The 12,033-nt window shown below is 48.1% G+C and carries 13 protein-coding genes; 7 read left to right on the top strand and 6 right to left on the bottom strand.

Annotated elements, in window-relative coordinates:
* Positions 1-13: 13 nt before the first annotated feature.
* The 3 genes from QUB64_RS15185 to QUB64_RS15195 are packed head-to-tail and all read right to left on the bottom strand — an operon-like array spanning position 14 to position 2,324.
* Positions 14-1,198: a GNAT family N-acetyltransferase gene (locus QUB64_RS15185; RefSeq protein WP_333270985.1), complete on the bottom strand. Its 1,185-nt coding sequence runs from the start codon at positions 1,196-1,198 to the stop codon at positions 14-16.
* 48 nt (positions 1,199-1,246) lie between these two features.
* The gene (locus QUB64_RS15190) at positions 1,247-1,480 is read right to left on the bottom strand and encodes a hypothetical protein (protein ID WP_333270982.1); all 234 of its coding nucleotides are present in this window, start codon (positions 1,478-1,480) and stop codon (positions 1,247-1,249) included.
* Positions 1,449-2,324 carry a RibD family protein gene (locus QUB64_RS15195; RefSeq protein ID WP_333270979.1) on the bottom strand — a complete coding sequence of 292 codons (876 nt, stop codon included), beginning with the start codon at positions 2,322-2,324 and terminating at the stop codon, positions 1,449-1,451. Before QUB64_RS15195 ends, QUB64_RS15190 begins: the two co-directional genes overlap by 32 nt.
* A gap of 61 nt (positions 2,325-2,385) precedes the next feature.
* Between QUB64_RS15195 and QUB64_RS15200 the strand changes: the two genes are divergently transcribed.
* The 3 genes from QUB64_RS15200 to QUB64_RS15210 are packed head-to-tail and all read left to right on the top strand — an operon-like array spanning position 2,386 to position 3,375.
* Positions 2,386-2,640: a hypothetical protein gene (locus tag QUB64_RS15200; protein WP_333270976.1), complete on the top strand. Its 255-nt coding sequence runs from the start codon at positions 2,386-2,388 to the stop codon at positions 2,638-2,640.
* Positions 2,641-2,644: 4 nt separating this feature from the next.
* Positions 2,645-2,920, top strand: coding sequence for a hypothetical protein (locus tag QUB64_RS15205; protein WP_333270973.1), 276 nt, complete (start codon positions 2,645-2,647; stop codon positions 2,918-2,920).
* Between the two features lie 2 nt (positions 2,921-2,922).
* Positions 2,923-3,375 carry a type II toxin-antitoxin system VapC family toxin gene (locus QUB64_RS15210; RefSeq protein ID WP_333270971.1) on the top strand — a complete coding sequence of 151 codons (453 nt, stop codon included), beginning with the start codon at positions 2,923-2,925 and terminating at the stop codon, positions 3,373-3,375.
* Here the strand turns inward: QUB64_RS15210 and QUB64_RS15215 are convergent.
* The 3 genes from QUB64_RS15215 to QUB64_RS15225 all read right to left on the bottom strand — a co-directional run bounded on the left by QUB64_RS15215 (position 3,321) and on the right by QUB64_RS15225 (position 8,140).
* On the bottom strand, positions 3,321-3,611 hold the full coding sequence (locus QUB64_RS15215) for a hypothetical protein (protein WP_333270969.1): 291 nt from the start codon (positions 3,609-3,611) through the stop codon (positions 3,321-3,323). The genes QUB64_RS15210 and QUB64_RS15215 overlap by 55 nt on opposite strands.
* Before the next feature lie 273 nt (positions 3,612-3,884).
* Positions 3,885-6,104, bottom strand: a complete 2,220-nt coding sequence (locus QUB64_RS15220) for a WD40 repeat domain-containing protein (RefSeq protein ID WP_333270966.1) — start codon at positions 6,102-6,104, stop codon at positions 3,885-3,887.
* A complete protein-coding gene (locus QUB64_RS15225; RefSeq protein ID WP_333270964.1) occupies positions 6,101-8,140 on the bottom strand; it encodes an ATP-binding protein in 2,040 nt (679 codons plus the stop codon). Before QUB64_RS15225 ends, QUB64_RS15220 begins: the two co-directional genes overlap by 4 nt.
* A gap of 769 nt (positions 8,141-8,909) precedes the next feature.
* On the opposite strand from QUB64_RS15225, the gene QUB64_RS15230 reads away from it, so the two are divergent.
* The 4 genes from QUB64_RS15230 to mdh all read left to right on the top strand — a co-directional run bounded on the left by QUB64_RS15230 (position 8,910) and on the right by mdh (position 11,737).
* On the top strand, positions 8,910-9,290 hold the full coding sequence (locus QUB64_RS15230; RefSeq protein ID WP_333270961.1) for a photosystem I reaction center subunit IV: 381 nt from the start codon (positions 8,910-8,912) through the stop codon (positions 9,288-9,290).
* 2 nt (positions 9,291-9,292) lie between these two features.
* Positions 9,293-10,177 carry a DNA-formamidopyrimidine glycosylase gene (locus tag QUB64_RS15235; protein ID WP_333270958.1) on the top strand — a complete coding sequence of 295 codons (885 nt, stop codon included), beginning with the start codon at positions 9,293-9,295 and terminating at the stop codon, positions 10,175-10,177.
* Positions 10,178-10,329: 152 nt separating this feature from the next.
* Complete coding sequence (locus QUB64_RS15240; RefSeq protein WP_333270956.1) at positions 10,330-10,545, top strand: NAD(P)H-quinone oxidoreductase subunit O; 216 nt, start codon at positions 10,330-10,332, stop codon at positions 10,543-10,545.
* Between the two features lie 229 nt (positions 10,546-10,774).
* Positions 10,775-11,737, top strand: coding sequence for a malate dehydrogenase (gene mdh, locus QUB64_RS15245; RefSeq protein ID WP_333270953.1), 963 nt, complete (start codon positions 10,775-10,777; stop codon positions 11,735-11,737).
* The last annotated feature ends 296 nt before the right edge of the window (positions 11,738-12,033 follow it).

The following is a 12,033-nucleotide window of genomic DNA, read 5'->3' on the forward strand; positions in this document are numbered from 1 at the left end:
CCATTCCCCATTATCAAGAATCATCCTGATTGAAAGGCAAATCCTGATTAACTAAATCAATTTCCTCCTGTTCCCTCTCATTGATTTGACCGATATAAGACTTAAGAATTTGCGCCAGACGATTGTTGTAAAATCTGTGCAAACTGTAGTTAGGCATCGCCGGAAAACCGCGCCGTTTTTTGTGGCGCCCGCCCGCACCCGGATCGAAGGTTTTGATGCCGCGATCGATCGCCCATTCGATCGGCGTATAATAACAAGCATCGAAGTGCAAACAGTCAATTTCCTGCAAACTACCCCAATAACGCCCGTAAAGTCGATCGCCCTTATACAAACAAAAAGACATACCCACAGGCTGCCTCTCATCTTCCTTATCGTAGGCGGCGACAAACAAAACGCGATCGCGATAATTGTGATGCAACTGTTCAAAAAACCGCTTAGTCAAATACTTGCTACCCCACCAACCAAACTTATCGCAAGTATTCTCATAAAAAGCATACATTTGACCGAACATCGGTTGGGGAATGTCATCACCCGTCAGAGTTTTGAGCCACAAACCAGCTTTGTCAACAGCCTTGCGTTCGCGTTTGATATTCCGGCGCTGGTTGGCATTAAAAGCGCCTAAATAGCCGTCAAAATTTTCATAGCCTTGATTTTGCCAAATATAGCTGTGGTGCAGCCAAGTGCTGAAACCGTGTTTTTCCATGCGCTGCCGCCATTCTGGATCGACATACAGGAAATTGCAGCCGGAGATATTGTGGCGATCGCAAAAATGGTCGATCGCGGTTACCATGACTCCCGTTAACTCATCCTCATCTTCCCCCGGCGCAATCAAAAATCGATAGCCTTCAGCCGGAGTAAACGGAGTCATTCCCATCAACTTCGGATAATATTGTACGCCCAAACGTTGAGCTAAATCCGCCCACTGATTGTCAAACACAAATTCGCCGTAGCTGTGGCTTTTGACATAAAGCGGCGCGCAAGCAATCAACTGTTTGTCGCGCCACACAGTCAAGTGATGCGGCAGCCAACCGGTTTTACCTGAGGCGCTACCGGAGATTTCGAGATTGTTCAGCCAATCCCATTCTAGAAATGGAGTTTTTAGCGGCATCGCCAAGGCATCCCAGGAGGCTTGGGGGATTTCGCCTATTTTGCCAATCCAGGCTACAGAATATTGTTGAGTCTTTGGCTGTTGCAGCATAGGGAGATTTGTGCGTAGAGCGATCGAACTTCATTTAAGTTAATACAATTATTCGATCGCTGGGAATCGCGATCGCTCAGAAACCGGGTTTTTGCGAAAATCCTTCATCGCAGTCACAAAATTCAGGAAAAAACCCGGTTTCTTTGGCCAAGCGTGCGATCGTTCAGAAACCGGGTTTTTGCGAAAATCCTTCATCGCAGTCGCCAGATTCAGGAAAAAACCCGGTTTCTTTAGCCAAGCGTGCGATCGTTCAGAAACCGGGTTTTTGCGAAAATCCTTCATCGCAGTTGCCAGATTCAGGAAAAAACCCGGTTTCTTTAGCCCGATCGACCTTATAATGCAAAAACACCTCTTGTCCCACCTGTTTAACCGCCAAAAGCTGCAATTTGGGAGCAAAATCCGCCAAAAAACCCTTTCCCTCAACCGGAGTTGGCGCATCCTCGCCGCCCAAAATTAACGGGCACACCGTCAGCCAAAGTTCATCTACCAAGCCCGCAGCCAGCACAGACGCTACCAGTTTCCCCCCGCCCAGAATCGCCAAGCGTTGGATACCCAAGCTGGCTAGCTGTTGAAACGCATCAATCCAATCAATCTCTCCATCCGTGGTTTTAGCACAGATTGTGCGATCGAACTTAGGACTGATGCACGAGGGCCCAGAAACCGGGTTTTTTTCCAGAAAAGACGCATCACCGCCGATAGATTCAGGAAAAAACCCGGTTTCTTGAGTCGAAGTCGGCAAATCCTGAGACTGAGACTTGACAATTTGCTCATCTTTTCCCGGCTTCACAGTCAACAACCATCGCGGCACCGGTTGCTGGAAAAATCGCAAATTCGGGTCAAATTCGATCGCGCGCGAACACACGATTTGCACGGGTTGTGGGGGCTTCCCTGCGAGTTCCCGCTGTTTGAGCAAATCCGGCGAAATCACTCGCATCGTCGTTCCATAGGCTTGTAAAGTGCCGTTGCCGAACAAAACTGCATCGTTGGCTGCGACTTGTTGTTCGAGGTGGGCTTTGTCGTTGGCAGAACCGAATCTGGCGGGCGATCGCACTAGATCTGCAATCTTACCATCGGCACTGATCGCGAGTATGACTGTGGCGTAAGGTCGATCGACTTTATTTGTCATTAATTTATCAAAGTTTTCACGGGTGTTCAGAAACCGAGTTTTTTTCGATAATCCTTCGTTTTTGACCACAAATCAAGTAAAAAACCCGGTTTCTTTGGGCTGCTGCGCGAGTCCTATTTATCAAATTTTCACACAATATCGTAACGACCAAACAGGAGATGGTAGTGCCGTTTCCCTACCCCAAAAAGTGAAGCGTAGCTATCCCGAGCCTGAATCGATCGCCCTTCCCATTTTCTCGCAGTTTGGTAAATTTGACAAAATTGGATATCTCTGCTATAATTTATTTGAAATAATCACAATTAAAGCTCAACTATAAATGTATGGAAGCTGTAATTGAAAGCATTGTAGATAAGCTGCGTTATTTAGGTAAACCGCAGCTAGAAGTTGTCCTTAATTTTGTTGATTTCCTAACTTGGCAGTCAGCACCGAATCGGTCATCAAAGGCAAGTGATTCTGATGCAGAGATTAGCGATCGCGAGTTTGAAATACTTTTAGATGAATTGGCTGATGAGTTTATTAAAAACATGGGAGTAAATGTCCCTGCGCTATCTGATTTTGCCATAAGTCGCGCTGGTATCTACGAGGAGCATCCATAGCAATGTTATGCCTGGTAGATACGAATATTTTGCTGCGGTTTGCCGATCGCTCTCATCCTTTATATCCTGTAATCCGCAATGCCGTAAAAAAGTTGCGACAGGAGGGATATAAACTGCAAGTAGCATCACAAAACTGCGTTGAGTTTTGGAACGTTGTTACTCGCCCGATCGAGAAAAATGGCTTTGGGTTGAGTCCTGCTGATGCCGATCGCCTGTTACGCCGGATCGAGCGTATTTTTCCATTGTTTCCCGACACGCATCTCACTTACTCGGAGTGGCGCAGGTTGGTTGTAACTTACAAAGTTTTAGGGGTTCAGGTACATGATGCCCGTCTTGTGGCTATTATGAAAGCAAACGGTGCAACGTATATTTTAACGCTAAATGTGAAGGATTTTACTCGCTACGCTAGGGAAGGAATTGTGCCGATCGATCCGAATAGTATATCCGAAGAATAAATTAAATCGATCGCCCATAATCCCAAAAGTCGATCGCACATTTCCCCAAAAGTCGATCGCCCGAAACTCGCTACATTCAGACTGACGAGGGGCCGAGAAACCGGGTTTTTCTCCACAAGACGCGCTACGACTGACAGATTCACAAAAAACCCGGTTTCTGGGAGTCGGAGTGCGTAAATCCCGTGCACGAAAAAGTCGATCGCCCGTTTCCCCAAAAGTCGATCGCCCGTTTCCACTAAAACCTTTTGTATCTGTCGTCGATCGCCCAGGCCAGATCCCCCTAAATCCCCCTTAAGAAGGGGGACTTTGAGAAAATTCTTATCCCCCCTAGTTGAAGACCGACTTTGAGCGCTTCTTGTCCCCCCCTTCTTTAAGGGGGGCTAGGGGGGATCTGGCCTTAGTCGATCGCCCGTTTCCCGAAAGTCGATCGCACATAATCATCGGCGACACGGCAGAATAGGAGACGGCAGTGCCGTGTCCCTACCGCAAAAATTCATCGCAAATTTCTCTCAAACATCGCCCCAATCCTGCATTCCCTCCAAACGCAGGAAATGCACCCAGCCCAAATCATCGCCCGCTACAACTGTCACTCCATCAGGCGCCAAAGCACAGCCATTAAACGCAGCTTCTCCACTGAAACTAGCAACCTCTTTACCTGTGAGCAAATCCCAGACTTTTAGGGTACGATCCCATGAAGCGGAAATCGCGGTTTTGCCGTCGGGTGCGATCGCCACTGCTAGTACCTCGCCACTATGACCGATGAGAGTTTTCAGTTCCCGGCCTGTCTCGGTGTCCCAGATTTTCAGGGTATTATCCCTGGATGCGGAAATCGCTGTTTTACCGTCGGGTGCGATCGCCACTGCTGTTACATAGAAACTATGACCGGTGAGAGTTTTCAGTTCACAGCCTGTCTCGGTGTCCCAGATTGTCAGGGTATAATCCCAGGATGCCGAAATAGCTGTTTTGCCGTCGGGTGCGATCGCCACTGCTAGTACCTCGCCACTATGACCGATGAGAGTTTTCAGTTCCCGGCCTGTCTCGGTGTCCCAGATTTTCAGGGTATTATCCCTGGATGCGGAAATCGCTGTTTTACCGTCGGGTGCGATCGCCACTGCTGTTACATAGAAACTATGACCGGTGAGAGTTTTTAGTTCTGAGCCTGTCTCGGTCTCCCAGATTTTCAGGGTATGATCGTCGGATGCCGAAATCGCTGTTTTACCGTCGGGTGCGATCGCCACTGCTAGTACCTCGCCACTATGACCGGTGAGAGTTTTCAGTTCCCGGCCTGTCTCAATGTTCCAGATTTTCAGGGTTGTATCCCAGGATGCCGAAATCGCTGTTTTGCCGTCGGGTGCGATCGCCACTGCATTTACCCTGTTACTATGACCGGTGAGAGTTTTCTGTTCTGAGCCTGTCTCAATGTCCCAGATTTTCAGGGTTGTATCCTCAGATGCCGAAATAGCTGTTTTGCCGTCGGGTGCGATCGCCACTGCATTTACCCTGTAACTATTACTGGTGAGAGTTTTCTGTTCTGAGCCTGTCTCGGTGTCCCAGATTTTCAGGGTAGAATCGTAAGAAGCGGAAATCGCTGTGAGTCCGTCGGGTGCGATCGCCACTGCTAGTACCCCGCCACTATCACCGGTGAGAGTTTTCAGTTCCCGGCCTGTCTCGGTGTCCCAGATTTTCAGGGTTGTATCCCAGGATGCCGAAATCGCTGTTTGGCCGTCGGGTGCGATCGCCACTGCTAGTACCTCGCCACTATGACCGATGAGAGTTTTCAGTTCCCGGCCTGTCTCGGTGTCCCAGATTTTCAGGGTTTTATCCCAGGATGCCGAAATAGCTGTTTGGCCGTCGGGTGCGATCGCCACTGCTATTACCTTCTCACTATGACCCGTGAGAGTTTTCAGTTGTGAGCCTGTCTCGGTGTCCCAGATTTTCAGCGTATGATCGTCGGATGCCGAAATTGCTGTGAGTCCGTCGGGTGCGATCGCCACTGCATTTACATAGTCACTATGATCCGTGAGAGTTTTCAGTTGTGAGCCTGTCTCGGTGTCCCAGATTTTCAGGGTTTTATCCCTGGATGCGGAAATCGCTGTTTTGCCGTCGGGTGCGATCGCCACTGCCCTTACCGATGCACTATGACCGGTGAGAGTTTTCTGTTCTGAGCCTGTCTCGGTGTCCCAGATTTTCAGGGTATCATCTTCGGATGCCGAAATAGCTGTTTTTCCGTCGGGTGCGATCGCCACTCCTGTTACCACGCTAGTATGACCGACAAGCGTCCGCAGCGCACCTTCATTTGCCCGCTCTAAATTAGCCTTCAAAGGTCGCAACCAAGGACAATCTTTCGACTGCTTTGTTTGTGCCAGCATCCCCTGAATCTGGGGCATTTCAAAATCCAACAACCTCCCCCATAAATGCCCTGCCAGTTGCATTTTATCCTGATCCAAAACGTGTGCCGACTTCCGAATTGCCCCTTGAATCAATCTCAGAGTTTCACTTTGCTCCCCCGACAGCAACACATCAGAATTTCTCGCCAAATCGTAATCCTCAATTAACGCTTGTACCCCCAACACCTCCAGTTTCATCTGCATAAAACCGAAATCCGTCACCCAAGCAAAATAACGATTAAAATCCTGCAACACCTTAACGAAATCCCTGGGTTGATATTTCAAAAAATATTCCCGATCGCTTTCACTCTGCTGCGCCAACCACACACCTAACTCGCTCATATCGGCGCTCCTCCCAACCTGTTATTAATACTTTGGCGGTTGAGTTCTTCCACATTCATCCCAGCAGATTGCACGGTTTCATCTTTTTCCAGAAACTGGCGAAAGCTATTGTGATAAATGTTGTAGCGAATTTCCCCGCCTACCTGCTCCTGTCGCAAAAAAGAATTCCATTTCTTCAGTACCTGCTGTACTTTAAAATCCGTCTCGCGCACCGATTTAGCAATCCAGCCGCGAGAAACAGCTTCGTGAGCTTTCGACAGCACGTAGATAATCTTAACTTTCAATTCCAGATCGTCTTCACTGCCAATCATCTGTACCCAGTGTTTTTGATAGTATTCCTCCAAACCCGCTGGCAAATCGTTTAAATTCACATCATTGTACGTGCCGCCTTCAATCTCATCAAGTACGTGGCGCAGATAGATAAATTTGTTTTCGCTTTTTTCGGCTACCGCCGTCACAAACTGTTCCCGCTGCAAACCTTGACAGTTAATCCAATTCTGAATCAGCTCGCTTCTCTCCGTGCGTTTAGCCAGAAAAACCTCGACATCTTTCCGACTTTCGGCACCGTACTCCATCAAATCAAAAACTGTCCGGTTAGCTGCGGGCATCGGCAGGGAGTCCGGCCGCTTCGAGACAATAAAGTAAACATTCTCCGGCAAATCGTTAGGCAAATAAAGAACATTGCTGCCTTTACTTTGCGACTGCAAATCAACTTCATCCAGCGCATCCACCACAAAAATCACCTTTTTGCCGCTGCTCGACTCAGCGCTAACTTCCCCCAGCAACTTGGCTAGAAAGTTGTTGTTTTTGAAAGCGTTGTCCGGCATTACAGGATACTTGTGTTTGAGGTTAAAACCTTCAATTAACTGAAGGCAAGCATTTTCCAAAAAAGTTTCAGCGCTGATAATTCCGTCCGGTTGCGAGTTGAAATGGGTAACGCAGCGTCGATTCAGCATCACAACACAGGCAGCCATAATCGCGCTTTTCCCAACACCCGGTTCCGCTTCTAAAACAAAATAGCCTTTCCGATTTGTCCTCAGAAACTCGTTAATTGCTTTAAACACAAATTTCCGACCGGTAAAGTCTTTAATTCTGTCCTGAATAATTGTCTCGGACTTAACTGGAATCGGCAAACTCGGCGCAGCAGGATCGATATATCTTTGCAGCAATGCCCGAATCTGCGCCAAATCAGATCGGATCTCAATTTCGATCGCGCCCAATTTCGCCATCACTTGACAAATCTGCTGCTGAGTCGCCACCGCCTCCAACTTGTCCAGAATCTCCCGATTTTCCAGTCTCAAATCCTTGAGATCCGCCAAAGCAATTTGGTGCAGGTTCAACAGCATCGCCGCAAACTTTTGTCCTCCCGCCGCCGCGTCTTGTTTCAGCACTTCCCGGTACGCTTTCGGGAAAGTTGCGTAGAGTCTTTGCGCGACAAATTCCACGATTTCAGGATCGAAGGATTTCCCCTCGCTGCGGGCGAATTCCCCGATGAATCTTGCCCAATCTTCCGGTGTCAATCCCGTAACTCGATCGAACTCCGCAGCATCCGCCGAAAAAATTAGAGTCAGTTGCTCTTCGGAAATATTTAAACTTCTTGACAAATCAACCGCTTGCGTGTTAATGTTCAGCCAATATTCAGGAGTCTTGTCGGCTAACTTATCTAAATCCCTGACAGACGAATTTTTGCTAAGGGCGATCGCAATTAATTCATCCGACTTTGCGACATCCTTGAGAATATAGCCGATCGCCTCACCAGCCGCCTCAATCAAATCGTGATTGTCGAGAATATTCGGATTTTTTGCCAACTTTTCGGCCATCCGATTCCCCAACTCATTAGCCGCCATATTCCCCGCGATACCGCCCGCAATAGTCGCTAAAATAGAAATTCCCCCAACGGCGGGATTGGCCATCACCCCCAATGCTGCTGTCACTGCCGGATTGGCGATCGCGCTGGCAATCATTGGCGCCACACCCATTATCGCACTCCATCCAATAACCCTAACTTTAGTATTAGCTAAATCAACTAACGACATAATTTAAATATTCCCGCACTTTGCAATAGTTTAGCGCGGTGAGATAATTAAATACGAGGTTAATTAATATCACCTATTCAGTCGTCTTGAGACAACTTTAGCTGTGAGACAGGGGTTTTCAATCCCTGGCGGCCCCACAACCGGCTGGCGGCCCCATTGGTGTCAACTTAACGTAAAACGTAGTCACAGACTGCTGTTTACCGCCGAGGCCAGATCCCCCCTAACCCCCCTTAAGAAGGGGGGGACAGGATTCCTATCAAAGTCAACCCCTACTCCCCTTCTTAAGGGGGATTTAGGGGGATCTGGCCTGGGCAACCAACGAGAGATACAAAAAAGGGTTCCAAACTTTAAGAGGTTCGATCCCGCTTAGCTTGCCCCCTACTCCACCTTCCCAAGGGGGGGGGCAAGAGTCCGAATCAAAGTCCCCCTTCTTAAGGGGGATTTAGGGGGATCTGGCCTGGGCAACAAACGAGAGATACAAAAAAGGTTCCAGACTTAAGCTGACAACAAACTGACCGCCCCGCTCTCCTATTTGTAAAGTTTTTTTTCAACTCGATCGCACAGCTTGCATTTAACGGATAATGTCTGTTTATTTATTTTTCACCTCCAGCGATCGCCCGCAAAACAACTTTACTTTTCTTTACAAACCTGTAACAAAAAACGTCAGGGGAAGCAAGAATTTCGTTACAGAGTTTAAATGCGTCGCGCGATCGACTAAAGTAAAAAAAATGGCTTTATCCGTTTATTCATCGCAAAGGAAACAAAGCTCATGGTTCAACGCGGTTCAACAGTCCGGATTCTCCGCAAAGAATCCTACTGGTATCAAGAAGTGGGCACCGTTGCTACGGTAGACCAAAGCGGCATTAAATACCCAGTTATCGTTCGCTTTAACACCGTAAATTATGCCGGTGTCAACACCAACAACTACGCCCAAAGCGAATTAGTCGAAGTGGCAGCACCCAAAGCCAAAGCCAAAACAGCGACTCCAGTAGCTTCCGGCGGCAAGCAAACCACTCTCGACGAGAAAACCCGGAAAACCGGCAGCGGAGCAGCCCCCAACCAGCCCAAAACTTCGACGGACAGCAAACCGGGCGCCGAAGTTCCCGGCAGCGTGGAAGGCGCACCCAATCAAGGAACAGAACAGCGCTAATTGTGCCGGAACTGCCAGAAGTTGAAACTATTTGCCGGGGTTTGAATCAACTTACCCTCGATCGCGAAATTTTGGGCGGAGACGTGCTGTTAAATAGCTCGATCGCCCGCTCAATCTCTGCGGCCGATTTTTTGACAAAACTCAAAGGAAAGTCGATCGCATCTTGGTACAGGCGCGGCAAATACCTCCTGGCAGAACTATCGCAATGTAGGGGCGGCGCCCCCGTGCCCGCCCTCCCCTCCATCCTGCCTTCCAAAACTGGCTGGTTGGGTGTCCACCTGCGAATGACCGGACAACTCCTGTGGGTGAATGGCGACGAAGCCCTACCAAAACACACACGAGTGCGACTATTTTTTGCAGGAAACCAAGAATTGCGGTTTGTAGACCAACGCACCTTCGGTCAAATGTGGTACGTCCCCTCACAAACCGAGGTTTCCAGCACAGTCACCGGCCTGAAACTCCTAGGCCCGGAACCGTTTTCCGACGAATTTACCACAGAATATTTAGCCCGCAAGCTGCACCGACGGGCGCGACCAATTAAAACAGCATTGCTAGACCAGGCACTGGTAGCGGGTTTGGGCAATATTTACGCAGACGAAACTTTGTTTTTGTCGGGAGTGATGCCGACAACTCTGTGCGCGGATTTGACAAGAGAGCAAATCGATCGCATTCATACAGCTATTATTCAAGTTTTACAGCGGGCGATCGCAAACGGCGGCACGACATTCAGCAATTTTCTCAACGTCCAAGGCGTCAACGGTAACTACGGCGGCGTCGCTTGGGTGTACAATCGCACCGGTCAACCCTGCCGCACTTGCTCAACGCCGATCGAAAAGATAAAATTAGCAGGGCGATCGACTCATTACTGCCCCGCGTGTCAAATATAGTCAGTAGTCAGTAGTCATTAGTCATTAGTCATTAGTCAACAGTCAACAGCTAACAGCTAACAGTCAACGGTCAACAGTCAACAGAAAAAAGTGCTTTCAAGACAAATCTAGATTAAAATTTGTATACTTTTATAAATGAAACAGAGCAAATTATGGCAATCAAAAAAGGTAGCATAGTCCGCGCAATTCGCGAGAAACTCGAAAACAGTCTAGAAGCCCAAGCCAGCGACCAGCGCTTTTCCTCCTATATATTTGAAACCAAAGGCGAAGTGATGGATGTTCGCGGCGACTACGCCTTCGTTAAATTCGGCAAAGTCCCCACCCCGAATATTTGGCTGCGCGTAGACCAACTCGAAGATTTTAAGTAAACTCACCGACACAAAACATTACAGTCGGTTCTGGATGCAACTGGAACTCTTCTCGATCTTCGCTAACTTTTAGGTACGTTGTTGTGCTTGCGCTCTTTCATATATGAAAGAGCGCTGAAGCGCAACAACATACCTGAGTAAAGGTAACGTAGATTACATACAGTTCGCTCGATCGCAAATTAAGCTCATTCTTAAAATCTAAAATCTAAAATCCTAAATCTAAAATCGAATGAATCCCCCATCAACTCGCGTCTCAATTATCGGTGCAGGTAAAGTCGGTAGCACCTTGGCTCAACGAATTGCCGAGAAAAATTTAGCAGATGTAGTATTGCTAGATATCGTCGAAGGTTGGCCGCAGGGTGTTGCTTTGGACTTGATGCAAGCTAGGGGAGTCGAACGCCACGATCGCCAAATTGTCGGTACCAACAATTATATAGATACAGCCAACTCAAATATCATCGTCATTGCCGCCGGAATTCCGCGCAAACCCGGTATCAATCGCGAAGATTTAATTAAAATCAATGCTCGAATTGTCACAGAAGCTGCCAAACAGGCGATCGCCCATTCCCCCGAAGCAATCTTAATCGTCGTCACCAATCCCCTAGATATCATGACATATCTAGCCTGGGAAGCTGTGGATTTGCCAAAACACCGAGTTATGGGTATGGGCGGCATTCTCGACTCCGCCCGCTTTCAAACTTTTATTGCAATGGAATTGGGCATTTCCATTGCCCAAGTGTGCGCCACAGTCATCGGTTCCCACGGCGATTTAATGGTTCCCTTGCCGCGCTATTCCACAGTCAACGGCATTCCCATCGTTCAACTTATGGATGCAGGGGCGATCGATCGCATTGTACAGCGAACTCGCCACGGCGGCGCAGAAGTTGTCTCATTGATGAAGACTTCTAGTGCTTATTTTGCACCCGCATCTTCTGCCTGTTTGATGGTAGAATCAATTTTATTAAATCAATCGCGACTCTTATCTTGCTCTGTTTATTTGCAAGGCGAATACGGCGTGCAAGATATCTTTTTAGGCTCTCCATGTCGCTTGGGATCTCGGGGAGTCGAACAGATAGTCGAACTCGAACTCAGTAATACGGAAAAAGCTGCGTTAATCGAATCTGGCAAAGTGGTTGCCCAAAATATTGAGGAAGCAAAGGCGATACTGAAAACTCCTGATGCCAGCAAGTAATCGCTAGTAAATATAAAGTACCATAAACTCACGACGATCGATCGCAAGACTGGGCGGCTACAAGCCTGCGTCCGCTCTATCTTGAGATACATCTGCCTTGAAGAGCCTGAGCTCTGTATTTTTCTGAACGCTCGAATATTGCTTTAATTCAAATCTAGTATATTTTAATATATAGCCTTTCTCAGAAAGATGAGGTACTAGAGGTACTTGACGGGCTATGGGCATAGGGCATAGGGCATAGGGCATAGGGCATAGGGCATAGGGCATAGGGCATAGGGCATAGGGCATAGGGCATA

This window comes from Microcoleus sp. Aus8_D2 (assembly GCF_036702665.1).
GTDB lineage: Bacteria > Cyanobacteriota > Cyanobacteriia > Cyanobacteriales > Microcoleaceae > Microcoleus.